The 24,724-nt window shown below is 72.7% G+C and carries 21 protein-coding genes; 11 read left to right on the forward strand and 10 right to left on the reverse strand.

Translation table 11 applies throughout. From position 1 onward, the window contains the following. Positions 1–871 precede the first annotated feature (871 nt). On the forward strand, positions 872–1,570 hold the full coding sequence (locus tag ACEQ2X_RS04145) for a hypothetical protein (protein ID WP_372530539.1): 699 nt from the start codon (positions 872–874) through the stop codon (positions 1,568–1,570). Between the two features lie 885 nt (positions 1,571–2,455). Here ACEQ2X_RS04145 and ACEQ2X_RS04150 read toward each other — a convergent pair. From ACEQ2X_RS04150 to ACEQ2X_RS04180, 7 genes are all read right to left on the reverse strand, one after another. Continuing rightward, positions 2,456–3,757: a PhoH family protein gene (locus tag ACEQ2X_RS04150; RefSeq protein ID WP_370324515.1), complete on the reverse strand. Its 1,302-nt coding sequence runs from the start codon at positions 3,755–3,757 to the stop codon at positions 2,456–2,458. Positions 3,758–3,793: 36 nt separating this feature from the next. Then, positions 3,794–4,606 carry a PIN domain-containing protein gene (locus ACEQ2X_RS04155; protein ID WP_370324517.1) on the reverse strand — a complete coding sequence of 271 codons (813 nt, stop codon included), beginning with the start codon at positions 4,604–4,606 and terminating at the stop codon, positions 3,794–3,796. A 48-nt stretch (positions 4,607–4,654) separates the two neighbouring features. Beyond that, complete coding sequence (locus ACEQ2X_RS04160) at positions 4,655–5,191, reverse strand: phosphoglycerate mutase family protein (protein WP_370324518.1); 537 nt, start codon at positions 5,189–5,191, stop codon at positions 4,655–4,657. Between the two features lie 46 nt (positions 5,192–5,237). After that, positions 5,238–5,801, reverse strand: a complete 564-nt coding sequence (locus ACEQ2X_RS04165; RefSeq protein WP_370324520.1) for a dTDP-4-dehydrorhamnose 3,5-epimerase family protein — start codon at positions 5,799–5,801, stop codon at positions 5,238–5,240. Between the two features lie 27 nt (positions 5,802–5,828). Continuing rightward, entirely contained in the window at positions 5,829–6,623 is a 795-nt protein-coding gene (gene uppS, locus ACEQ2X_RS04170) for a polyprenyl diphosphate synthase (RefSeq protein WP_370324521.1), read from the reverse strand. A gap of 15 nt (positions 6,624–6,638) precedes the next feature. Then, positions 6,639–7,862, reverse strand: a complete 1,224-nt coding sequence (locus ACEQ2X_RS04175; protein ID WP_370324522.1) for a cation:proton antiporter — start codon at positions 7,860–7,862, stop codon at positions 6,639–6,641. Positions 7,863–8,189: 327 nt separating this feature from the next. After that, positions 8,190–9,026: a DNA-formamidopyrimidine glycosylase family protein gene (locus tag ACEQ2X_RS04180; RefSeq protein ID WP_370324523.1), complete on the reverse strand. Its 837-nt coding sequence runs from the start codon at positions 9,024–9,026 to the stop codon at positions 8,190–8,192. 62 nt (positions 9,027–9,088) lie between these two features. Here ACEQ2X_RS04180 and greA point away from each other — a divergent pair, with 62 nt between their 5' ends. The 5 genes from greA (at position 9,089) to ACEQ2X_RS04205 (ending at position 15,840) form a co-directional block, all read left to right on the forward strand. Beyond that, positions 9,089–9,562 (forward strand): transcription elongation factor GreA, encoded by a 474-nt coding sequence (gene greA / locus ACEQ2X_RS04185; protein ID WP_370324524.1) that lies wholly within the window; start codon positions 9,089–9,091, stop codon positions 9,560–9,562. A gap of 30 nt (positions 9,563–9,592) precedes the next feature. Further along, positions 9,593–10,762 (forward strand): winged helix-turn-helix domain-containing protein, encoded by a 1,170-nt coding sequence (locus ACEQ2X_RS04190; RefSeq protein ID WP_370324525.1) that lies wholly within the window; start codon positions 9,593–9,595, stop codon positions 10,760–10,762. Positions 10,763–10,772: 10 nt separating this feature from the next. Continuing rightward, positions 10,773–11,912: a hypothetical protein gene (locus tag ACEQ2X_RS04195; protein ID WP_370324526.1), complete on the forward strand. Its 1,140-nt coding sequence runs from the start codon at positions 10,773–10,775 to the stop codon at positions 11,910–11,912. A 51-nt stretch (positions 11,913–11,963) separates the two neighbouring features. After that, positions 11,964–12,620, forward strand: coding sequence for a protein-L-isoaspartate O-methyltransferase (locus tag ACEQ2X_RS04200; protein WP_370324527.1), 657 nt, complete (start codon positions 11,964–11,966; stop codon positions 12,618–12,620). Positions 12,621–12,681: 61 nt separating this feature from the next. Next, positions 12,682–15,840, forward strand: a complete 3,159-nt coding sequence (locus ACEQ2X_RS04205) for a BTAD domain-containing putative transcriptional regulator (protein WP_370324528.1) — start codon at positions 12,682–12,684, stop codon at positions 15,838–15,840. On the opposite strand, the gene ACEQ2X_RS04210 is transcribed toward ACEQ2X_RS04205, so the two are convergent. Then, positions 15,829–16,431: a TetR/AcrR family transcriptional regulator gene (locus ACEQ2X_RS04210; protein WP_370324529.1), complete on the reverse strand. Its 603-nt coding sequence runs from the start codon at positions 16,429–16,431 to the stop codon at positions 15,829–15,831. The two genes, ACEQ2X_RS04205 and ACEQ2X_RS04210, sit on opposite strands and share 12 nt — an antisense overlap. Positions 16,432–16,511: 80 nt before the next feature. Here ACEQ2X_RS04210 and ACEQ2X_RS04215 point away from each other — a divergent pair, with 80 nt between their 5' ends. From ACEQ2X_RS04215 to ACEQ2X_RS04230, 4 genes are all read left to right on the forward strand, one after another. Next, a complete protein-coding gene (locus ACEQ2X_RS04215) occupies positions 16,512–17,621 on the forward strand; it encodes an FtsX-like permease family protein (protein ID WP_370324530.1) in 1,110 nt (369 codons plus the stop codon). 2 nt (positions 17,622–17,623) lie between these two features. Beyond that, on the forward strand, positions 17,624–18,754 hold the full coding sequence (locus ACEQ2X_RS04220; RefSeq protein WP_370324531.1) for an ABC transporter permease: 1,131 nt from the start codon (positions 17,624–17,626) through the stop codon (positions 18,752–18,754). A 3-nt stretch (positions 18,755–18,757) separates the two neighbouring features. After that, a complete protein-coding gene (locus ACEQ2X_RS04225; RefSeq protein ID WP_370324532.1) occupies positions 18,758–19,444 on the forward strand; it encodes an ABC transporter ATP-binding protein in 687 nt (228 codons plus the stop codon). Positions 19,445–19,568: 124 nt separating this feature from the next. Next, complete coding sequence (locus tag ACEQ2X_RS04230; RefSeq protein ID WP_370324533.1) at positions 19,569–21,668, forward strand: RNB domain-containing ribonuclease; 2,100 nt, start codon at positions 19,569–19,571, stop codon at positions 21,666–21,668. A 26-nt stretch (positions 21,669–21,694) separates the two neighbouring features. On the opposite strand, the gene ACEQ2X_RS04235 is transcribed toward ACEQ2X_RS04230, so the two are convergent. Together ACEQ2X_RS04235 and ACEQ2X_RS04240 are read right to left on the reverse strand one after the other, a co-directional pair. After that, positions 21,695–22,264, reverse strand: a complete 570-nt coding sequence (locus ACEQ2X_RS04235; protein WP_370324534.1) for a carboxymuconolactone decarboxylase family protein — start codon at positions 22,262–22,264, stop codon at positions 21,695–21,697. Positions 22,265–22,309: 45 nt separating this feature from the next. Further along, a complete protein-coding gene (locus ACEQ2X_RS04240) occupies positions 22,310–23,656 on the reverse strand; it encodes a serine hydrolase domain-containing protein (protein ID WP_370324535.1) in 1,347 nt (448 codons plus the stop codon). Positions 23,657–23,719: 63 nt separating this feature from the next. Here ACEQ2X_RS04240 and ACEQ2X_RS04245 point away from each other — a divergent pair. Next, positions 23,720–24,724: AAA family ATPase (locus ACEQ2X_RS04245; protein ID WP_370324536.1), on the forward strand; the 1,005-nt coding region annotated here is incomplete at its 3' end.

A 24,724-nucleotide genomic window follows, 5' to 3' on the forward strand; every position in this document is an offset into this window, starting at 1 on the left:
CGACGACGGAGCGAACACTTCAGGCGACCCCACCCCCGGGAGGTGGTCCCACGACTGGCAACACGGTGGTCCCATCCATCTGGCAGAACCTGCCTCAGGGTGGTCCCATGCTCATGGCAGCTGACACTTGACGTCTCGAACTCGGGCCATAAGTGTACTGCCTCACCAGTCAATAGGCAGTTGCCGGTACATCAATCCAGCTCACATTCAGATATTCGACATGCTCGTCTGCCACCCTCAGACGAGCAGTCCATGTGAAGGGATCTGCCGTAGAGGTGTCTATCTCATTACGAATGGTGAGGTAGTGAAAGCCGTACACGGCGTTGCTGACCGTGAAAGCATAGGTATTACCGCCGCTAGTCGGGTTGATATGGCAGTTAGTCCCACCAAGGCCGCCTCCGAAATAGAACGTCTGGCCGAGGTAGTACGAGGTCTCTACGAAGAGGTTCTCCCATGTGCCCGACACACCGCTAGAGCAATTCCCATAAGATGCTTTGAAAGAAATCCTCTCCATTCGCGACGTGAAGGCCAAGTCCGTCGCGTATCGGACCCACATAGCCCCGGATCCGTACTTTCCGTTATACCGGCACGGCGTTGGGGCGCACAAGCGGAGGAGGGACCCTCTACATTGCCGTTGCCCTTGACGTCTCTTAGTAACTCTGCTACTACTCTCTGTGTAGGCCTAAGGAGGGGTCAAGCGAATGACCACTCTCCCGCCTCGGCCTTGTCAACGACCAAGCCTCGATTCTTTCTGGATGACCGCCGCGCATCCCGACGAGGCCGAACAAAGGGGGTATAAGTGTCAAGATCCCGATTGACTTTCGGCGTTCGCGAACTCGTCATAGTAAGTTCAATCGCTTTACTGTTCAGCATGCTGCCCATGGGCATCGGCGGATGGGGAGTACCGCCCGCGCAGGCCCAATCCGATGTGTACCCGTGGTGGGACTGTAGTTGGGAGGGCAGCTCAGGAATAGTCACGTACTACGTGGCAGGGACGTTTCCGGACGATGTGGTGCGCGAAGGGGTTGTGAACTCCTTCGAGGATCGCATCTCCGGCGCAGCCGCAAACTGGAACTCACAACTTTCTGCAGTCTCAGCCAACAATACTTTGGCGATGACGTCCAATGGGCTGTCAGCCGACATCTACTGGACCTATAGAAACATCAGCGGCCCCGCCGTCACAACCGTCACAGCTCTTGGAGGCTGCGATAACCACGGTTCTGGCGACTCCGACATCACTGACGTTCTAGTGGAGGTTGACCGCCGAGAGGAATGGTGGACCCAACCTGATTCCCGCCGCAGCACCTTCGAGTCGTGCACGAGCAGCAATCCGTCGTATACGTGCAGCAAAGAATGGGACTTCGGTGAAACCGCCGCCCATGAGATGGGTCACGCCCTCGGTATGGACGAAGCCCAGACGCATAGCGGTGGATCGTCGGCAGCAGACTGCGGAGACGGTGACATACGAGCGACACTGTGCAGTGGACTGATGGACTGGGTTACTGCCCGGCGGACACCCAATACGTTCGATCGCGAGACGCTCGACCGTGTCTACGAAAACTTCGACTAAGGGGGAAGGTTGTATGTTGCGACAAACTCCATGGATGATTATCGCCGTTCTGATGTTGTCCGCTTGCGGTACTGCCACAAGCCAAGGGACGAACCTGAGCAACGGCCCATCAGACCCAGCGTCCAATGCGAGCTCTTCCAGCACGCAAGACGCTGACTCGGTGGCCACGGCGGAGCCAACCGCTGGAATCGACACCGAGCAACCTGGGTCCTCAGTTGAGGAGGAACGCGCATGCACTCAGCAAGTTCAACACACCTACGATCTAAGATCGAATGAGGTCACAATCGCGTTTCAAGATGCTGAGAGCGCCAGGATGGATGATAGCGCCGTCGTAGAGCAGGTGCTGGAGCGGTATGCACAAGAGCTGGAAGGTGCCCCAGTAGAGACCACTGACGAACCAAGCGCACCGACGCGAAACGAGGTTGCGCGCGCTTCCAACCTTCGCGCGGTTGAACCTACAGGACGTGAAGACGATTCGGAACAAACGTGGCGAGACCCACATAGCGAACATGGGTATGTAGTCTTGTCGGTGTTGGAGAATGGCATCAGGATTCTCGAGGAACAGTACGTCGTTCCCATCGACCGGTGCCAACGATAAGTCTCTAGACCGAGACGCGCGTCTGGCCTCGCCATCGGGTGAGGCCAGACGTTTGGGGGCTTATGTCGAATAAGCCCAATGCGAACGGCCCGTCCGTGGGGGGATCGAACGGGCCGTTGACCGAGTGGGCCCATGAAGCGCCCCAGCCGACCCGCAACCCTACCCGGAACGGGACACTTCGCATCCGCGACCCGACGACCAAGCAGCCCCACGACGAACGGGCCTCGGCGTCCGGCCCATACCGAGCAGGGCACAAGGCCCGCAACGCCACCCGGCAACCTTGTCGTCTAGCCGCCGAGTTGATCATCGAGCAGCTCGCCGATCAGTGCGGAGATGGGCGACCGCTCTGATTTGGTAAGGCTGATGTGACCGAACAGCGGGTGGCCCCTGAGGCTTGCGACGACCGAGGCGATGCCGTCGTGGCGCCCGACCCTCAGGTTGTCGCGCTGGGCGATGTCGTGGGTGAGCACCGCCCGTGATCCTTCTCCAAGCCGGCTGAGCGCGGTGAGGAGAACCGACCGTTCGAGGTTCTGGGCCTCGTCGATGATCACGAAGGTGTCGGTCAGGTTCCGCCCGCGGATGTGCGTGAGTGGCAAGACCTCCAACGCGCCCTTGGACTTCAACACGTTGGCCATGTCCCCGTCGCTGATGGACTCCAACGCGTCGTGGACTGCGTCACCCCAAGGCTGCATCTTCTCCAGAGCCGTCCCCGGTAAGAAGCCCAGATCCTGCCCACCAACTGCATACAGAGGCCGGAACACGATCACCCGACGATGGGTCCGCTGCTTGAGCACCGCATGCAGCCCGGCTGCCAGAGCGAGCACGGACTTTCCCGTGCCGGCATTGCCGCCCAAGCTGACGATCCCCACCTCCGGGTCGGCCAGCAGCGCTAGGGCGATCTTCTGCTCCGCCGAGCGGCCCGTCACCCCGTTGAGGTGCACCTCGCTGATCAGCGGCCGCACCACCTTGTCCGGGTGCACCCGTGCCAGCGCCGACTGCGACCCGGCGGTCATCACCACTCCGGCGTTGATCGGCAGGTCCGCGTAGCCGGCCAGGTCCGCCACCTCGATGCCCATCTGGCGGTACAGGGTGTTGATCACCACACCGGGCACCTCCAGGTCGACCATCCCTGACCACGCCCTGGCCACGACCTGCTCGCTGCGGTACTCCTCCGCCGCGACCCCGGCGATCGAGGCCCGCAGCCGCAGCGGGATGTCCTTGGTGACCAGCGTTACCGCCAACCCCTCATCAGACAGGTTCCTCGCCACCGCCAGGATGCGGTGGTCGTTCGAGGTGCCCCGCAGCGACTCCGGCAGCCCTGAGCCGTCTTGGTGGTTCAGCTCTACCCGCACCGTGCCGCCCAGGTCGTTGACCGCCAGCGGCTCGGTCAGCGTGCCATGGACTACCCGCAGGTCCTCCAGCGCTCGCAACACCTCCCGCGCGGCGTAGCCCAGATCGGGGTGGTGACGCTTGGCCTCCAACTCCTCGAGCACCACCACTGGGAGCACGACGGCGTGCTCATCGAACGCGGTGAGGGCTTTGGCACCGACAGCCAACAGGACGGACGTGTCAAGTACATACGTGCGCATCGCGAATCGCTCCTCGAGTCGTTCCGGTCCACTCCACTACGCCGTCACGCCGACGCCCTGCGACATGTCGCAACCCTGCAGAACGGCGCCGGCCATGCCCATGAGCGAGACGCACGGCACGGCGGGGTCGGTCAAGAGGTCCAGGGCGAAGGTCTGGCGGACGTCGCGGGGCTGCACGCCGAAGGCCCGCGGCGAGCCGGCCACCCGCTGCACGGTGGCGATGCCGTCCACGACCTCGGTGACCCGACCGAGGCCCGACGCGGACGGGCCGCAGCGCAGGACCAGGCACTGGTTGACCCACCGCTCCCCGACCGCGTCCACGTCGAGGAACGCCTTGCCGTCGCCGTGCAGGGCGTCCAGCCAGGCGGCGTCGACGTCGACCTCGTCGATGCCGGTGTAGTGCTCGTCGACGTGCACCTGGTCCGCGCGGTAGTCCTCCGCGGGCGCGCCGAGCTGTGACGCCTTGATCCTGAGCGCCGCGTCCTTGGTCACGAGCGTGCCCCGCAGTGCGAGGGCGACCGCGAGGATCCGGTTGTCCGGCTTGGTGGCGTCCAGGTAGCGGGGCAGCTCCTGGTCGACGTGGTTGGCCTCGATCCGCAGCGTCCCCCCGCCGGGCAGCCGGGCGGCGGAGGTCAACCCATCCGGACTCGCCGTCCGGAGCTCCTCGATCAGGCGGATGGCGGTCCGCGCGTTGCGGCCCACCTCGTCCATCCGGGTCTTCTGGCGGTCCAGCTCCTCGACCACGACCAGGGGCAGCACCACCTCGTGCTCGTCGAACCGGTGGATCGCCTGGGGGTCGGCGAGCAGCACGCAGGTGTCGATCACGTAGCTCGAGGGTGGGACGCGCATCTCGTGGACTCCTCCGGGGCGATCTTCAGTTCGTCGTGGTGGCTGGGCCTAGTCGGGTGGGGGGTGGTGGACCGCCGCGGTGCAGCGACGCCCCTCGAAGGTCAGGGTGAAGCGGCCGCCCTTGGGGCAGCGGACGTCGGCGAGGTCGAGGTCGTCGCGGCCGACCACCAGGGCGACGAGCGCGGGGATCACGTCGCCGTGGGAGCAGGCGACGACCCGGGTGCCGGCGTGGGCCTCGACGACCTGGTCGACGAACGCGAGCGCGCGGCCGCCCAGCCAGGCGGAGGTGACCCAGGCGTCCCCGCCGTCGTGGACCGGGAGGTTGATGACCTCGCCGAGGTTGTCGGAGTCGACGACGGCGACGCCCATGGCGTCGGCCAGCGGCTCGAGGGTCTGGGTGCAGCGCACCCAGGGGCTCGAGAACAGCGTGGCGATCGGGTCCCCCGCGCCCGGCAGCACCTGGGCGAGGGCGCGGGCCTGGTCCATGCCCGCGTCGGTGAGCGGACGTTCCCGGTCGGGGCGGCCCCACCACCGGTCGCGGCTGTGGGCCTTCGCGTGTCGGACGAGCTCGATCGTGGTCTTCACGTGCTGGCCGCAGCCTACGACGGGGGGTCGCCGCCGCGGTGCAACCTCAACCGGCGAAGCGCGGGTGGTCGCCGAACAGCGCGCGGAGGGTCGGGTTCTGGCGGTCCTTGTCGCTCAGGACGGGGTCCTCGATGGGCCAGTCGACCCCCAGGTCCGGGTCGTCCCACGCCACCGCGGGCTGCACCACGCCCGGTTGGTAGTAGCCCGACACGTCGTACAGGTAGTCGACGTCCTCGGTGCCGAGGGTCACGAAGGAGTTCGCCAGCCCCTCCGCGATGAACAACCGGATCCGCTCGCCCTCGGGCGGCTCGCCGAGCGTGAACGTCCGCACCGCGCCGAAGGTCGGGGACTCCGGTCGGATGTCGGCGATCGCGGCCATCGCGTACCCCTTGACCACGTAGACGAGCTTGTCCCACGGCTCGGCGTGGAACCCCCGCAGCACGCCGGGGACGGAGTGGGAGTGGTTGCCCTGGCGCAGGACGACCTCGCGGCCGAGCGCCTCGGACAGCTCGGACACCTGGTAGGTCTGGCGGAAGAAGCCCCGGTCGTCGGCGTGGGTGTCCCAGCGCACGACCAGCAGGCCCTCGATGTCGGTGGTCTCGATGGGCATGGCCGGCAGGGTACCGGCGGCCGGCCGCTAGCGGCCGTACCGGCGGGAGCGGCCCTGGAACTCGCGCAGCGCGCGGAGGAAGTCGATGTGGCGGAAGTCCGGCCAGTACGGGTCGCAGAAGTAGAACTCCGAGTGCGCCGACTGCCACATCAGGAACCCGGACAGCCGGATCTCGCCGGACGTGCGGATGATCAGGTCGGGATCGGGCGTCCCCGCCGTGTAGAGGTTCGCGCTGATGTGCTCGACGTCGAGGTCGGCGATCACGTCGGCCAGGCTGTCGCCGCGGGCCTCCCGCTCCTCGAGGTGGGTGCGGAGCGCGTCCATGATCTCCTGGCGCCCGCCGTAGCCGACGGCGATCTGGACGCCCAGCCCGTCGCCGCCCGCGGTCTGCTCCTCGGCGTCCTTCAGGACGGTGCGGAGGCCGTCGGGCAGGCTGTCGAGCGCGCCCACGCCGGTGATGCGCAGCCCCGGCCAGCGGTCACGCCTCTCGACCAGCCCGTTGACGGAGTCGGCGATGATGTCGACCAGCGCCTCGAGCTCGTCGGGGTCCCGGCCCATGTTCTCGGTGCTGAGCAGCCACAGGGTCACGTAGCGGATCCCGAGCTCGTCGCACCAGTCGAGCAGCTCGGGGATCTTCTCCGCCCCGCGGCGGTGGCCATCGGCGGCCGTCGACAGCCCGTGCTCCCGCGCGAAGCGCCGGTTGCCGTCGAGGATGACCCCGACGTGCCGCGGGAGGGGTCCGCGGCGCACGGCCTGCGCCAACCGGCGGTCGTACAGCCGGTACAGCAGGTCGCCGATCGGGGAGTCCAGTCGTCGCGCCATGCGTCGCGGGGGAGTCTAGTTGGCCCCCCGACCGGCCCGGGACAGCACGACGTAGGCCCGTCGGCCGGGGGCCGCGGTCACGCCGTGCGCGACGACGCTCGCGCACACCACGGCGGTCCCGACGCCCCAGAGCACGGGATCGGTGATGCCCTCGTGGTGCGCGTGCGCCAGGTACAGCACCGACGAGGCGCCCATCGGGCCGAACCAGCCGTAGTAGGCGACGCCGGCGGCGTCGAGGCCCAGGGGACGGGCCAGCAGGGCGATCACCGGCAGGCGTCGCAGGACCAGGACGGCGACGACGAACGCGGCCAGCGGCCACCCGAGGTCACCCCACACCTCCCACGGCACGACCACCCCGAGGAGGGTGAAGACCGGCAGGACGGCGAAGCGGTTGAGGGTCTCGTCCAGGGTCACCTCGGGACGCCGCTCCGCGCCGCTCGCCGCCACGTTGTAGGCCAGGCCCGTCACGAACACCGCGAGGATCCCGCTGGTGCCCGCCAGACGCGCCACGCCCAGCGCGAACAGCGCGAGGAGGAGGGTGAACACGGTCACGACGGGCTCGCCGACCTCGTGCCGCGCGTGGACGTGGCGGATGCCCCGCCCGATCCCGGCGCCGAGGAGCGTCCCGATCGCGACCGCCCCGCCGACCTGCCAGGCGGCCGCCGCGAGCGTGCCGCCGATGCCGTCCCCACCCACCACCGCGATGCCGAGCAGGACCAGCGGCAGCGCCAGGCCGTCGTTGGCGCCGGACTCGAGCGACAGCAGGTGGCGGAGGCGCGCGGGGACGTCCTCCTCGGCCGGCTCGCCGGTCACGACCGCAGAGGCGAGGACCGGATCGGTGGGTGACAGGACCGCCCCGAGCAGCAGCGCGACGCCCCCGGACACGTCGAGCACCCAGACGCCGAGGAGCGCGGTGACCCCGGCCATCGCCGGCATCGCGACCGCGACCGCGAGGGCCGCCCGCCCGGCCCGGGCCGCCAGCTCCCGCGGCGGGTAGCGCAGCGCGACCGCCATGAGCGCGACGCCGAGGAGCAGCCGCGAGGACTCGAGCACGAGGGCGTTCGGGTCGTGACCGCCCACGTCGAGCACACCGAGGACCTGCGGACCCGCGACCACCCCGAGGACCAGGCCGAGGAGGGCCTCGGACAGCGGCAGCCGCCGGATGCCCTCGGACAGGAACGCGAGCACGACCGCCATGCCCCCGACGACCGCCAGCCAGATGTCCACGGTCCCGGGCATTCCACGATCCCACGGTCGTGAACCCGACCCCAGGGGGCGGCTACTCGGAACGTCGAGGTGGTGGTGTCGGGTGAGGAGGAGGGCTGAGGAGGCGAGGGGCCCGAGTCCACCGGTCTGTCGGGTTCGTTGCGACCGGCGCAACAGAGATGACGGACCTCCGTCCCCGGTGCACCCGGATCCCGAAGGCCTGTCGCCTTCGTCGCGGCCCGCGCAACAGATCCGACAGACCCGTCTCACGGGACACCGAGTGACGGACCGACGACACCGCCGCCCAAGGTCCCCCCGTCTCGGCGGCAGTGCGGCCCAGCAGCTGCCCGTGACGCCCGGCTACTTGAGGAACTTCGAGGTGGTGTTGTCGGCGAGGACCTTCCCGTCGGTCTGGCAGGTCGGGCAGTAGCTGACGGTGTAGGCGCGGTACTCGACCGCGCGGACCTCGTCACCGCACTCCGGGCACGGCTGGCCCATGCGGTTGTGGACCCGCGAGGGGCGCTCGGCCGAGGGCGACATGTCGTCCCGGGCCCGCTCGGCGGCCAGGGCGTCCTCGACGGCGTCGTGGATGGCCGTGACGAGGGCCGCGGCCTCACCCTCCCCCAACGCCTTGGTCTGGGCGAACGGCGACAACCGGGCGCGGTGGCACACCTCGTTGGCCAGCATGCGGCCCAACCCGGCGAGGACCCGCTGGTCGCGGAGGAGGGTGTGGATGCGGGCGGAGTGCGAGGCGAGGATCTCCGTCATCGCCGCGACGTCGACGGTGTCGGCCTCCGGGCCGAGGTGGTCGAGTGGCTCCTGGCCCTCCGGGTCGCCCTCGACGGCCCACACGCCGGCCTTCTGCTCGGTGCCCGCCTCGGTCAGCAACCAGGCGCCGCCCTCGGCGAAGCGCCACCGCAGGTGGCCGTTGCGGGGTCGCTTGGCCTCCTTCGGGTCCGGTCGGAGCCGCCCGCCCTGCATCAGGTGCACGACGTGCGTGGTCGCCCCGAAGTCGAGCAGGAGGTGCTTGCCGCGGGTCCGGACGGCGACGAGCGGCTGGCCGACGGCGGCGTCGATCGGGGGCCGGAACGTCTTCAGCACCGTGAAGCTGAGCGGCACGACGGCCTCGAGGACGTCACCGCCCAGCGCCTCGGTCATGCGCTCGGCGTGCGCGCGCACCTCGGGCAGCTCTGGCATGGCGCCAATCATGCCGCAGGCCGCCGCGGCCGCGGGGGCGAGCACCTAGACTGCCGCGCACCATGAGCGACGCGGAGACCCTGACACAGGACGCCTACGACCGGCTGAAGGACGAGCTGAAGCACCGCTCGACCGCGCTGCGCGAGGAGATCACCGCCCGGATCGAGGAAGCGCGGTCCCACGGGGACCTGAAGGAGAACGCGGAGTACCACGCCGCGAAGGACGAGCAGGGGCTGAACGAGGACCGCATCCGCCAGATCGAGGAGCGGTTGCGGAAGGCCACCGTCTCGGAGGTCGACGCCTCGTCCGGCCAGGTCGGCGTGGGGATGATCGTCACGATCGACGACGACGGGGACACCGAGCAGCTGTTCGTCGGGTCGCTCGAGGACCAGCCCGAGGGCGACGTCGACGTCGTCGGCGTGACCAGCCCCATGGGCAAGGCCCTGCTCGGCGCGAAGAAGGGCGACACCGTCACCTACGTCGGGCCGACCGGCACGATGTTCGAGGTGAAGGTCGTCGACGTCCGGGCGCCGTAGCGGCGGCGGCCCGGACGTGGCGGTGGGGACGTGGGCGGCGGGGACGTGCGGCGGCTGACCCGCGCGCAGGCGCGCCGGGCCGTCCTCGGCGCGATGGGCTTCGCCCGGCCACGCCCGAGCGGTCGGGTGGACGTCCGGCACCTCCGGCGGGTGTACGAGGACATCGGGATCATCCAGATCGACCCGATCAACGTCCTCGCGCGGGCGCACCACCAGGTGGTGATGTCCCGCGTCGGCCCGTACGACCGCGACGCCCTCGACCGGTACGTGTGGCGCTCCGGCGAGGTGTACGAGGGGTGGGTCCACGTCGACGCCACCGCGACGGTCGACACCTGGCCCCTGTTCGACCACCGGCGCCGGCACACGATGGCCTGGCGGGGACGGCACGCCGAGGAGCACCCCGAGTACCTGGACCTCGTCCTGGCCGAGATCACCGAGCGGGGCGAGCTGACCGCCGCGCAGCTGACCGACCCCGGGGATCGGGTCGGGTCGTGGGGGACCCGCTCGCTCGGGCGCATGGCCCTCGACCACCTGCACCACCGCGGCGAGCTCGCGATCAGCTGGCGCGACGACCGGATGACGACGTACTTCGACCTGGTCGAGCGGGTGGTGCCGCGGACCTGGCTCACCGCCGACGTGCCCCCGCAGGACGAGGCGGAGAAGCAGCTGCTGGTCCGGGCGGCCCGGCACCTGGCGGTCGGGACGGCGTCGGACCTCGCCGACTACCACCGCCAGCACGTGCCCACGGCGCGACGCCACCTCGCCGAGCTGGCTGCGGCAGGACGGGTGGTCGAGGTGGCGGTCGAGGGCTGGCGGGGACCGGTGTACGCCCACCCGGACCTGGTCATCCCCCGCCGCATCGAGGCCTGCGCGCTGATCAACCCCTTCGACCCGCTCATCTGGAAGCGCGACCGGGCCAACCGCCTGTTCGACCACGACTACCGCATCGAGATCTACGTGCCCGCGGCCGAGCGGACCTACGGCTACTACGCCCTGCCGTTCCTGCTGGGTGAAGAGGTCGTGGCCCTGGTGGACCTCAAGCACGACCGGAAGGCCGGGGACCTGGTCGTCGCCCAGCTCACCCAGCTCGACGGTGCGGCGGTGTCGGCCACCGAGGGGGTGCTGGCCGAGGAGCTGGCCACCTGGGCGCGCTGGCTCGGAGCGGACTCCGTGCGCGTCGCGCCCGCCGACCGGGGGTAGGGCGCGACGCATGCCCCTCCCCGAGTTCGACGACGACGGGATGCTCCCCCCGGGTCTGCACCGCGCGACGGTCGACGAGGTGCGCGCCGCGCTGGTCGAGGCGTTCACCACCTCGACCACGCGCACGGCGATCCACTCGTTCTGGCAGGACCGCCGGGCCGCGGTCCGCGAGCACGTCGACGTGGTCGGCGAGTGGCTGGACGGCAGCTTCACCTCCGACAAGCCCGATCCCGCCGACCTGGACCTGATCACGATCATCGACGGGCCGTCGTTCGACGCCGCGCCCCGCCACCGCCGCCAGGTCGTCGCCTCCCTGGTGGCGGGCACGACCACGGAGGCGTTCTGGGCCTGTGACGCCAACGTCCTCGTGCACTACCCCGACGACGACCTCGCCGCCGGCCGCACCGCGGTGGCCGCCGGGTGCTGGGCGGCGTACTTCGGCCACACGCGGGAGGGACGGGCGTGCGGGATCGTCGAGCTGCTGGAGGACGGCCAGGACGGGGTCGCACCCGCCCTCGAGCCCGACGACGCAGACGACCCCGAGGCCCAGCTGGAGGCGCACCTCGCGCGGTTCGACCACGCCCTGCAGGCCTTCGACGATCCCGAGGCGACCGAACGGCCGGGGTTGCGGCTGATGGCCGAGACGCTCAGGCTCAAGCGTGACGAGCTCGCCGGCAAGCTGGAGTCGAGCCGCCGCGTGGAGCTCGTCGTGGCGCCTCGGGACGCGGTCCCCGCCGATGCCGGCGCGATGGCCACGGTCATCGCGGCGATCGTCGCCGCCACCCCCGCGATAGGGCGGGCGCTCCTCGCCGATGCCGAGGCCGACGCCGCTGCCGACATCGACGACGAGGCGGTCGCGGCAGCGCTGCGGCTGCGCCTCGTCGGCGGGGACGCGGAGGACGGGTCGGTCGTGCTCCGGGCCGCCGACCCCGCGGACCGCCGGCGCGTGCCCGCCCCGGACGACGCGGAGTCGCTCGTGACCGCGGCGCTGCTGGACCTGCTCGCCGCAACCGATGGCGGTGACGCCAGCCCGGCGGCGGTCAGCGCCGCCGACGACCTGCGCACCGCCGCGCGCGTCCGCGCGCTGCCCGTCGCCCTGACCCTCCACCACCCCTTCGGCCACCGCCGCGAGGTCGACCTCGACATCTGACGACCGTCCGGTCCGGTTGGACCGGTGGCCGCCCGGGGAGGTCAGGGGGCGATGACCCGCACCGACCCCGATGCCCTCCGCGACCGAATGGTCGCGGACCTCCGCGCGTCGGGCGCCGTCACCTCCGAGGCGGTTGCCACGGCGCTCCGCGCCGTCCCCCGCCACCGCTTCGTCCCGGAGCTGGCACCGGTCGTCGCCTACGCGAACCGCGCCCAGGCGACGCTCGTCCGGGACGGTGAGACGCTGAGCTCGATCAGCCAACCCGCCATGGTCGCGATGATGCTCGAGCGGGCCGAGCTGCGCGACGGGCACCGCGTCCTCGAGATCGGCACCGGCACGGGCTACAACGCCGCCCTGATGGCGCACCTCGTCCGCCCCCTCGGCCACGTCGTCACCGTGGACATCGAGCCGGCCCTCGTGGAACGCGCACGGGCGACGCTCGCGGAGCTGGGCATCGCCGACGTCACCGCGATCACCGCAGACGGTCGGGAGGGGCTGGCCGCGGAGGCGCCCTTCGACCGGGTGGTCGTGACGGCCGGCGCGGCGGAGGTGGCGCCGGCCTGGGTGGACCAGCTGGTCGACGGCGGCCGGCTGGTCGTGCCGCTGAGCGGTCCGCAGTCGTGCGTGACGTACGAGAAGGACGGCGACCGGTTGCGCCAGCTGGGGGCGATCGGCGCGGCGTTCCTGCCCGTGCGGGCGCCGTCCTGACCGCGCGCCACCCGCAAACGACGGGGTAATCGGCCGTCGACCCGGCCCCTAGACTGCGCCCGTGGTGGACGCGCAGGTCGAGGTGAGGGTGTTCGGCACCCTCCGCGTGGTGGTGGGAGGCGAGGTGGTCCCGCTCACCGCCGCCGAGCGCCGTCTGCTGGCCGGCCTGGCCCTCACCACACCGGCCGAGGTGACCGAGGAGCGCCTGGCCGAGATGGTGTGGGAGGGGCGGGAGCCGCCGCGCACCGCGCGGCAGTCCCTCCAGAACCACGTGTCGCACCTGCGCCGGAAGACCCTCCCGGAGCTGATCCCGCGCGGCGAGGGCGGCTACGCGCTGCGGCACGCGGCCGTGGACGTGGAGCGGTTCCTCCGCGCGCTCGATCAGGCCCGCGCCCGCCACGCCGACGGCGATGCGACCGAGACGCTGCGGGTGGCCGAGTCCGGCCTCGCGCTGGCCGGTGACCGGCCGTTCGCCGACCTCGCCGTCGACCGCCAGGCGGTCGCCGCCCGCGCCCGGGTCACCGAGGCGGTCGGCGAGCTCGAGGACCTCGCGGTCATGGCGCTGCTGCGGATGGACGAGGTCGACCGCGCGGTGACCGAGCTCGAGCGGCTGACCCGCACCGACCCCGGACGCGAGCGCCGCTGGGAGCTGCTGCTGCTCGCCCTCGACCGGGCGGGACGTCGCGTCGACGCCCTCGCGACCTACCACAGCGCACGGCGGAACCTGATCGACACCCACGGGGTCGAGCCGGGCCCCCGGCTCCGCGCGGTCCACCAGCAGCTGCTCGACGCCTCCACCGACTCGAGCGCGCGGGTGACCTCCACCGGCAGCCTGGGCCGCGCCGACGACCTCGCGCGCGTGCTCGCCGCCCTCGACGCCCACGCGGTCGCCCACCTGAGCGGTCCGGCCGGCATCGGCAAGACGACCCTGCTGCGCGAGGTGGTGCGCGCCTGGGAGGGGCCGGCGTTCACGATCGAGTGCGGCGACAACCCGTGGACGGCGCTGGCGCCGGTCGACGAGCTGCTGCGCCGCCTGGCGATCGCCCTCCCCGAGCTCGGGCTGCCGTCCGACCTCTCGTCGCTCCGCGACCCGGCGCACGAACCCCTCGAGCGCGTGCGACGGGCGCCCGGCCTGACGGGCCGCGCGATCGAGGCGCTGGGCCGCGGCCTCGACGCGCTCGACACGCCCCTCGTCGTCGTCGACGACCTGGATCGGGCGGGTCCGACCACCCGGGAGGTGCTCTGCGCCGTGCTCGGTCGTCCGGACGTGGCCTGGGTCGTCGCGTCCCGCGCGCGGGAGATCACGGGGGTGGACGTCCCCGACGGCGCCCGGGTGCCGCTCGACGGGATCGACGTCGACGCGCTGGCCGAGCTGGCCGCCGCCACGGGCCACGTCCCCCGGACGCGGGCACGGACCGCGGGCGAGTGGCTGGCGGGCCACACCGGCGGCCACCCGCTCTACGCCGTCGAGCTGCTGGCGTCGGTGGGACCGGATCGCCCGTGGGAGGGAGGCGCCGACACCGGATCGGACGACCTCACGCTCAGCCGGTCGCTGGTGGCGCTGATCGAGGGGCGCCTGGCCGCCCTGCCGGCGTCGTGCCGCCCCACCCTCGACGCCGCCGCGGCCATGCACGACCCCCTCGACCTGTCGCTGCTCCGCCGCCTTGTCGACGTCGCGCAGCTGCAGCCGCTCCTCGACGCGGGCGTCCTGGTCCGCACGTCGCGCGGGCAGGTCCCCTTCGCCCACGAGCTCTTCGCCAAGGTCGCCCACGACACCGTCCCGTCGGGTCGCCGGGCGGAGCTGCACCACGCGATCGGGCTGCTGTGCAGCGAGCCGATCGTCCGGGCGCACCACCTGGGCCACGCCGTCGAGCTCGACCCGGACGCGGCCATCGCTGCCGAGACCGCCGCCGGCCGGGCCGCGACCTCGGAGCAGGCCTACGCGGATGCCGCGGTGTGGTTCGGCCGCGCAGCCGACCACGCGGCCGCGCACGGCCTCCCACTCCCCCAGGTCCTCGACCTGCGCCTCGAGGCCTGCGACGCCGCCCGGCTGGCCGGCTCCCCCGGGCATGCCGGTCCGCTGCTCGACCTGGCCGAGGAGGTGCTCGACCTCGACCACGTCGACCTGCGCCGACGGGCGACGGTGGCGGCCGTGCAGCTCGGCGAGGCCGTCGACGCCGGACCCCAGCAGCAGCGCGCGGCCGCGATCGCCGATCGCGCGATCGCCGGGGAGGACGACGCGGGCTGGCGGGCGCGGCTGAACGCGACGGCGAGCATCCTGCACTCGATCAGCGGCGAGCCCGACCGCTGCCGGCACATGTTCCTGTCGGCGGTTGCAGCCCTCGAACCCGACGACGAGCGCGCCCTCTGCGACGTGCTGCCCTACGCCTACATGGCCCTCGGCCACCCCGACGACGCGGACCTGCGCGAGGAGGCCGCCCAGGTGCTGCTCGGCGCCGCTCGGCGCACCGGGGACCGCATCGCGGAGTGGGAGGCCCACCACCTCGCGTTCAGCGTCGCGATCATCCGGGGTGACGGGCGCGGCCTGCGACGGGCCGCGGACGAGTGCGAGCGCCTGCTGGCCGATGCCGGCGACGCGGGGCGCCGCTGGTCCGTCGCCTACCAGCGCGCGGCGGTGGCTGCGATCGAGGGGCAGCTCGACGAGGCGGAGGCGCTCGCCCTCCGGGCGCTCGCCGACGGGACCGGTGTCGCACCGGCCCGTGCCATGTCGGCGATGTCCGGGCAGCTGCTGATCATCCGCTGGGCCCAGGACCGCCTCGAGGAGCTCGCCGAGCCGTTGGTCCAACTGATCGCAGCCCAGCCGGAGATCCCGGCGTGGAAGGCCGCGGGCAGCCTGGTCGTGGCCCGCCGCGATCCCTCCACGGCGGCGCGCTGGTTCGACGACGTGGTGGCGGACGGCGTCGTCGGGCTGCCCCGGGACTTCGCCTGGCTGGCCGGCGCGATGTGCCTCGGCGCGGCCGCCGTGCGCCTCGGCGACGCCGACCGCGCCGCGCGCGTGCTGCCGGCCCTCGCCCCCCACGCGGGGCTGGTGTGCTGGCAGGGGACGTGCTCCTACGGCCCGGTCGCCGCCGTCACCGCCGACATGGCAGCCCTGCTGGACGATCCGCGGGAGGCCGCGTGGCGGTCCGATGCCGCGCGGCTCTCGACTGGCCTGGCCGATCCCACGGGGACGCCCGCCACGGCGCCGTCACCGGGGTGAGGGGCCCGTCAGCCCGTTGAGGAGGACGGTGGTCACGGCGCCGGCCGCCGCGTCCGGGTCGACGTGGCCGGCGGCGACCGGCATGCGGTAGCCGGAGAGCACCGCCCAGACCACACCCGTCAGCTGGTCGGCGGGCCCGGCCGTGAACACGCCCTGGTCCACCCCGTCGGCGACGATCTCGGCGAGCAGCTCGCGGATCGGGTCGAGCATGGCGAACAGCCGGCCCTGCTCGGCAGGGGTGAGCATCGGCATCAGGTCGTCCCCGGCACCGGTCTCGCTGGCGTGCATGCGCAGCGACATCGCGACGTAGGTGCGGAGCTGCGCCTCGGGTGCGTCGACCGCGTCCAGCGCCTGTCGCAGCCGCTCGACCGCGCCCGCCATCGTCCGCTCGGCGTGGGCCAGGATCAGGTCGTGCTTGTCCTCCACGTAGTTGTAGACCGCGCTGCGGGCCAGGCCCGCCCGCTGTGCCACGGCGGCGAGGGTGACGCCGTCGACGCCCACCTCCGCCCGCAGGGATTCGTAGGCATCGAGCAGCCGCCCGAGGACCAGCGCCCGGTGCTCGTCGAGGTTGTCGGCCCACAGCGATGGCACGTCGCGCAGAATAGTCCGCTGCGAAGGTTTGCGGACGTCGCGGGGTTTGCGACGCGACGTCGCGTCGTAAACTGTCGATCGTGTTCATCGCCTGGAGGGAGTTCCGCCGCTCGATCGGCCGCTTCGCGCTGCTGACGGCCGCGGTCGGTCTGCTGGTGCTCCTGCTGCTGTTCTTCCAAGCGGTGGCGGGCACGCTGACGAGTGGACTGACCGGGGCGTTCGAGTCGGCGGACGCGGACGCGTTCGTCTTCGACGAGCGTGCCCGTCGCAACCCGTCCACAAGCGTCCTGCCGCCACCGGTGGCCGACGAGGTCGCGCAGGTGGAGGGGGTGGAGTCCGCCGTCGGCGTCGGGCTGGGGGTGTTCACCGGCACCGGACCGGACGGGGAGCTCGACGTCGCGGTCGTCGGCGGCCAGCCGGGCGGCCCCTCGTCCCCCGCCGAGCTGTCGGAGGGCGACCGGCCGAGCGGGCCGGACGAGGCGGTCTTCAGCGGCTCCACCTTCGACGAGAGCCTCGCGGTCGGCGACGTGGTCGAGGTCGGCGGACGGGAGATCCGCGTGGTCGGCGTCGCCGACGGCGCTGCCTACAACGTGCTGCCGACGCTGTACGTGCCCTTCGAGACGTGCGTGGCGGTGGTGCAGGACCGCGCCGGCGCCCCCATCGACGTCCCCCTCTCGCTGGTCGCCGTCACCGTGGTCGAGGGGGCTGACGCCGGCGAGGTCGCCGCTGAGATCACCGCGCAGGTCGAGGGGGTGGACGCGCTGGATGCCGCGACCACGATCGACGAGCTGCCCGGCGTCGGCCAGGTGACCCAGTCCTTCTCGATCCTGTACCTGCTGCTGTTCATCGTGGTGACGATCGTGACCGGCGTGTTCTTCCTCATCCTCACGGTGCAGAAGGCCGAGGCCCTGGTCCTCCTCCGCGCCGTCGGCGCCAGCCGCGCCGACGTGGTCCGCCCGGTGCTGCTGCAGGTGGTCGCGGTGGTCGGGATCGGCGCGGTCGGCGGCGCCGCCCTGGCGTCGGGCCTGCTGGCGGCGGCCCGCGACACCTTCGGGGCGACGCTCTCACCGGGCACCACCGCCGTCACCGTGGGGATCATCCTGCTCCTCGGCCTCCTCGCGTCCCTCGGTGCCGTCCGACGGGTCCTCGCGATCGACCCCGTCGCCGCCGTCGCCCCAGGGGGGATGTAGGCATGCGCATCGCCCTCCGCGAGCTCCTCCGCCAACCAGGCCGCTTCCTGCCCGTCGGCGGGGCCCTCACCCTGCTGGTGGTGCTGCTGGTGGTCCTCGGGGGCTTCCTCGACGGCCTCGAGCTCAGCCAGACCGGGTCCTACCGCGCCCACGAGGGCAGCCTGCTCGTGTTCGCCGACGACGTCGAGCTGCAGATCCAGCGCTCCCAGGTCGGCGAGGACGCCGTGAGCGCCATCGCCGACCTCGACGACGTCGACCAGGTCGGCACCCTCGACCAGGTCGCCACGACGGCCGGGCTCCCCGCGTCCTCGGCGGACCCCGAGTCGCTCGAGGACATCGTGCTGTTCGGCTACGAGGTCGGCACCGACGCGCTGCCAGCCCCGCCCGACGGCGACGGCGCGGTCGTCGACGCCGTGCTCGCCGACCTGGTCGACGTCGAGGTCGGTGACACCATCGAGCTCGGCCCCGACGCCGTCCCGGTGACCGTCGACGCGCTCGTCGACGACCTGTCCCAGGGGTCGCCCACGGTCTGGGTGGCGTCGGACCGGTGGCGCGAGATCGCCGCCACCGCGACCCCGACGGGCCTCCCGCCGGAGGGCACCGCCCAGGCCCTGGTCGTCCGACCCGACGCCGAGGGTCGCGGCGGAGCCCCCACCGCCGACGACCTGCGCGGGCTGGCCGACGCGATCGACACCCAGGTCGACGGTGTGGCCGCCGTGACACCGACGGAGGCGATCGAGGCGCTGCCGGTGGTCCAGCAGCAGTCGTCGACGTTCCGCGGGATCATCGGCGTCACGTTCGCCGTGACCCTCCTCGTCGTGGCGCTGTTCTTCGCGCTGATCACCCTGGAGCGGGTCGCGCTGTACGCGGTCCTGAAGGCCCTGGGCGCCCGCTCGGTCGACCTGCTCACGGGGATCTCCGCCCAGGCCGTGGTGATCAGCGCAGGCGCCCTCGTGCTCGGGATCGGCCTCAGCATCGCCTTCACCGCCGCCCTGCCGCCCGAGCTGCCCATCCGCCTGGTCCCCCTGCGCCTCGCCGCCATCGCCGGCGGGACGGTCCTGACCGCCCTGATCGGCAGCCTGTTCACCCTCCGCCGCCTCCTGGCGATCGACCCCGCCGACGCGATCGGATAGCTGATGCCCGCACTCGAGATGACCGACGTCACCAAGACCTACGGGACCGGTGAGCAGGAGGTCCGCGCCCTCGACGGGGTGGACCTCACCGTCGCCGACGACGAGATGCTCGTCCTGGTCGGCCCGTCCGGCTCGGGCAAGACGACGCTGCTGACCGTCGCCGGTGCGCTGCTGCGACCCACCTCGGGCACGGTGCGCGTCGGCGGACGCGACCTGACCGAGTTGGGTGACGCGGACCTGGCCGGCTTCCGACGCGAGGAGGTCGGCTTCGTCTTCCAGTCCGTCAACCTCGTGCCGTTCTTGACCGCCCGCGAGAACCTGCTGGCCGTCCGCGACCTCGGTGGCGGCAAGGTCGACGCGGCGGCCAAGCGGCGGGCCGACCAGCTCCTCGAGGAGCTCGGGCTCGCCCCGCGCGCGAAGAACCTCCCGGCCCAGCTGTCGGGCGGGCAGAAGCAGCGGGTCGCGATCGGCCGGGCGCTGATGAACGAGCCGTCGCTGGTCCTCGTCGACGAGCCCACCTCAGCGCTCGACACCGAGCTGGGCAAGCAGGTCATGGAGCTGCTGCGACGCGAGATCAAGGACCGCGGGGTCGCTGCCATCGTCGTCACCCACGACGACCGGGTGCTCTCCTACGGCGACCGGACCGTGACCATCGTCGACGGCGCGCTCGTCGACGGCGTGCCGGCCTGAGGGTCCGCACCGGCGGTCCACCGGTTCCCGCTTTGGCTGACCGCCCTCGGGGCAGGTACGTTGCCGCGGGGGTCCTCCCGGGGGGCCCCGATGCCGTGCTCGCCCGAACCTCCCAGGACCCCCAGTGCAGGTAACCGGCCGCTTCACCCCACATCCCCGAGGCTTCGGCTTCGTCGAGCCCCGTCCCACCGCCGCCGGTACGCCGCCGGTCGTCGTCGACGACGACGGCACGTCCCACCGCGTCGACTCCGCGTTCGTCCCGCCCGACGTCGCGCGGGGCTGGATCGCCGACGACACCGTCACCGCCCAGCTGGTCGTGGACGACAAGGGCCGGCTGAACGCCGCCTCGCTCGCGCTGGTCAGCCGGCAGCGCCGGTTCGTCGTGGGCGAGCTGCAGCCGTTCGCCGGGAAGATGGTCCTGCAGCCCGATGCCCGGCTGGGCCACGGCGAGCTGCCGATGCCCGACGAGATGAGCGCCAGGCTGCGCCACGGCGAGGGCAAGCAGATCGTGGCCACCCTGTCCCCCGCCGGCCGGGCGAGCTGCGCCGCGCTGGTCGCCGGACCGCTGCCGACCTTCGCCCCCTCCGCCGTCCGCGCCCGGGCGGTCGTGATCGCCCACGGGGGCGCGACGCCTGACTCGATCCCGGGCGGGCCCGAGGCCGTCGGGCTCCCGGCGGTGGAGACCAACACCACCGTCCTCCGCGCCACGGGACGCATGGCCGCCGGGCAGGCCGGCCTCGCCGCCGGCCTCAGCCCGGACGAGGGTCCGGTCCCGGGTCCGCACGCCCCCCTCGAGGACCGCCGGTCCGAGATCCAGGTCACCATCGACGACGACAGCTCGAAGGACCTCGACGACGCGCTCTCGGGCGCGTGGTCGGGCGGGGCCGACGACCCCGTCCTCGTCAAGGTCCACATCGCGGACGCGGCGGGGACGGTCGGCATCGGCTCACCAGCCGACCGGTACGCCCGCACGATGGGCGCCACCGCCTACTTCACCGCCGGTCCCAACGCGGCGATGCTCGACCCGGCGCTGTCCGAGGACGCCCTCAGCCTGCTGCCCGGCCAGGACCGCCGAGCGGTCACCGTCTCGATGCTGATCGCACCCGACGGCGGCGTCACCGGCGTGGAGCTGGGCCTCAGCTGGATCCGCCCTGCCGCGCGGCTCTCCTACGCCGCGGTCGAGGCCTACCTGGCCGATCCGGGACCGCGGCCGCTGATGCAGGGCGCCCACGGGCCCAACGGCGCCGACGCCGACGCGCTGCCGCACGTCACCGTCGCCGTGATGGCGCTCGCCGAGGCCGCCCGCCGCCTGGGCGCGGAGCGCGACGCCCGCGACACCCTCGAGGACCTGTTCTCCGCAGCCGAGTTCGAGGCCGCGGTCGTCGACGGGAAGATCCGGGCCGTCGAGGCCGACCCCCACCCCCGCGCGCAGCGCGTCGTGGAGCGGCTCATGGTGGCCGCCAACGAAGCGGTCGCCGGATGGGCCAGCGCCCGCGGGCTGGCGCTGCTCTACCGCGGGCACGTCGGCTTCGCGCCCGACCGGCTGCCCCGGCTGCTGGCGGCGGCCGAGGCGATCGGCGAGCCGTTCGCGGAGGGCGACGCCGTCCAGCCCCGCCACCTGGTCGCCCTCGTGGAGCGCCTGCAGGACGGGGGTCGCCACGACGAGGCGGCCGCCCTGGCGACGGTCGCCACCGGCGTGGTGGCCCGAGCCGGGTACACCGCGACCCCGTCCAGCCACGAGGCGATGGGGTCGGGTGCCTACACCCACTTCACGTCGCCGCTGCGGCGCTACGCCGACCTGGTGGTGCACCGCCAGCTCCGCGCGGCTCTGGCCGGGGAGACCCCGCCCTACGACGAGGCGGAGCTCGCGTCGCTCGCGGTGTGGCTCGACGCCCGCGGCGGTGCGGCCGGGCACGCCCAGGCGCTGGAGCGCAACGCCCTGTGGGCGGTCCTGCTCGACCGTCGTGCGGTGTCCTTCCCCACGCCGGGGACGATCGTCGGCATCTCCCGCAACGGCCTTCGGATCCGCTTGACCGTCCCCGGCCTGACCGGGTTCATGTCCGCCGCGCGGGCGCTGGGCGTCTCGCCGAAGGAGCGGGTGTCGCTCGAGCTCGACGAGCGCGAGCTCGCCACCGTCGACGGCCAGTACGCGATCGGCGGGTCGATCAAGGTCCGCCTGGACCGCTTGGACGAGCTCGGCCGACCGGACCTCAAGCCGGCCTGAGCCGGGCGCGCCCGGTCAGCCGGCGATCACCCCCCGGCGATCGGGCAGGTCGACCCGCGGGTGAGCGTCTCCAGGATGCGCCCGTGGGCGAGGAACGACGTGGCCAGCAGCGCGACCTCGGCGATCTCAGCGTCGTCGAGGTGCGCGCGCAGCGCGGCGTAGGTCTCCTCGGTGACCCGCGCGTGGTCGCCGGCCAGCGCGCTCGCGTAGTCGACCGCCACCCGCTCGCGCGCGCTCAGCAGCGCCGAGCCGGGGTCGGCGATGGCCGCGATGACGTCCTCGTCGACGCCGTCGCGGCGGGCGCCGGGACGGCGCACGCCCTGGCACACCGGGCAGCCGGTCTGCGCGGCGACGGCGAGCCGGATCAGCTCGGTCAGCCGGGGGCCGAGCGGTGAGGACAGCCAGCGCTCGAAGTGGACGCGCAGCGCGTCGGCGGCGTGCTCCGGGGCGGCGCTGAGGAAGCGCAGCAGCTCGTTGCCGTCGTCGACGGGCACCCCCTCGTCGTCGAGGACAGCCCACTCGCGGAGGGAGGGGTGGATCGCCGTGCCGGGCGGGAGCGGGGTGGCGGTGACCATGTGGGTCTCGGTGGCGGACATGCCGGCAACCTACCTCGAACCTACCGGTCGTTCGGTAGGTGCTCGTCAGCGCCAGCCGGCGGGGTCCACCCCTCCGGGCACGTCGGCGTGGGGGTCGTAGGGGGTGCGGGTGAAGATGAACGAGCCCAGGTCGAGGTGGCGGGTGGTGCCGTCGCCGCGGCGGACGGCGGTGAGCACCTCGCCGGCGTAGTAGCCGTCGCGGCCGACCCAGGTGCCGTCGTCGCGCGGGGCGAACCGCGAGACCCGCCCGCTCCCCTCCATGGGGGCCAGGTGCAGCTCGCCGTCGGCCAGGCGCAGCACGTGGGCGCGCGGCCCCCAGTACCAGATGCCGAGCAGCTCGAGGACGTCGGCGGGGGCGGCGGTCGGTCGCCAGGGCGCGGGGGCGGGCGCCAGGTGGGTGCGCGCCAGGTCCCACAGGTCGCCGACGAGTGCCGGGTCGAGCCCTGCGGTGGTGTTCGCCATCGCCGTGAGCCCGAGGCCGGTCTCGACCTCGACCTGCACGACGGCGAGGAAGCCGGGCATCGACCCGCCGTGCCCCACGGTGCGGCGGCCGTCGGCGTTGCCGACCTGCAGGCCGAGGCCCCAGGCGGTCGTCCACGGCTCGCCGGGTCGGTCGTCGACCATGCCGGGGACGCGCATCTCCGCGAGGGTGTCAGGGCTCAGCACCTCGCCGACGTCACCCGCCAGGAAGGCGCACCAGCGTCCGAGGTCGGTCGCGGTGGACCACAGCTGGCCGGCCGGGGCCATCGCGCCGGCGTCGTGCTCGGGCTCGGGCAGGACCACGTCGGCCCACGGGTGGACGGCGAGTCCGGGGGCGGCCGGCGCCACCGGCCGGGGGGTGGTGCGGGTCATGCCGAGGGGGGCGAGCACCTCCTCGGCCACCACGTCCGCCCACGGTCGCCCGCGGACGCGCTCCACCACCCCGCCGAGCAGCCCGAACCCGACGTTCGAGTAGTGGAAGCGCCGGTCGGCCGGTCCGACCGGCCCCCGCGCCGCCAGGTCGGCGACCAGGTCGTCGACCGGGCCGCCGGCCGTGCGCTCCCACCACGGCCCGCCGGTCTCCGCGGGGGTCCCGCCGGCGTGCATGAGGAGCTGGCCGATGCTGACCTGCAGGCCCGTGCCGGGCAGGTGCGCCTCGATCGGATCCGACAGCGCCACCCGCCCCTCGTCGCGGAGGCGCATGACGGCGACCGCCACCAGCGTCTTGGTGATCGAGCCGATGCGGTACTGGGTGTCCGCGTCGGGGACCGATCCCTCCACCTCGCCGGCTCCGCCGCTCCACACGAGCTGACCCTCGCGGACGACGCCGGCGACGAGGGAGGGGGTGCGGTGCTCGCGCTGCGCCCGCTCGAGGCGCCGCTGCAGCGGCGCGCCGTCGTCGGGATCCTCCATCGGTCCTCCATTCGCTCACGGCGGCCAGCGCCGTGCGACACCGTCGTTGTTAAACTTAGCAGCGTGCGGACGCGCACCGACAACCCCTTCGTCCCCGGGTCGGACTCCATCCCCGCCGTGTGGGCGGGGCGCGCCGCCGAGCTCGCGGACTTCCGCGACGAGGTGCGGGTCCGTCGCCTCGCCGGCGCGTACGAGCGCGGGCGGGTGTTCATCGGCGAGCCGGGGATCGGCAAGTCGGTCCTCGCCGGCCGCATCGCCCGCGACGCACGGGAGCTGGGCGACCTGGTGCTGCCCACGATCCGCCTGCCGCGTGGCGACGACCCCGTGCCGCTGCTGGCTGCCGCCGTGGCCGAGGCGATCACCAGCCGGTCGCTCGGCGCGAGGGTCGGGGCACTGGCCGCTGACCTGTCGGAGCGGATCACCGCGATCAGCGCCGGGGTGACCGTCCGCCTCGACGCGTCGCGGCCCGCGACGCCGGCGCACCGGCAGCTCCGCGAGGCGCTGCTGGTGCTCGCGACGCTGGCGGCCGGGGACGGGGTGGCGCTGGTGGTCCACGTCGACGAGGTGCAGAACATCACCGACCGCGACGCCATGTCCCAGCTGCTCGTCGTGCTCGGCGACGTGCTGTCGGCGACGCGGACGGCGACGGACTCGGCGGGCAACCCCCACGAGCGCCACCTGCCGGTGGTGGTGGTCCTGACGGGCCTGTGGAACTTCGTGGACGACGCGACCCGCGCGGCGGGGGCGACGTTCGCGCGCCGCTTCAAGCCCTACCACCTGGCGGCGCTGGAGGACGCCGACGTGCGGACGGCGCTGGCGCCGTTCACCTCGACGGGGTGGCGGGTCCTCACCGACGACGGCCCCGCGGCGGTCACCATGACCGCGCCGGCCGTCGACCGCCTGGTCGACGCCGTCCGGGGCGACCCGTTCCTGCTGCAGCTGGTCGGCAAGGCGGCGTGGGACGCGGGCGACGGTCCGGTGATCGACCTCGATGACGTCTGCGCCGCCGTCGAGGTGGCGCGCGGCGAGATGCGCCACCACGCCGAGCGGGCACTCGAGCGCCTGCCG

Source organism: Euzebya sp. (assembly GCF_964222135.1).
Taxonomy (GTDB): domain Bacteria; phylum Actinomycetota; class Nitriliruptoria; order Euzebyales; family Euzebyaceae; genus Euzebya.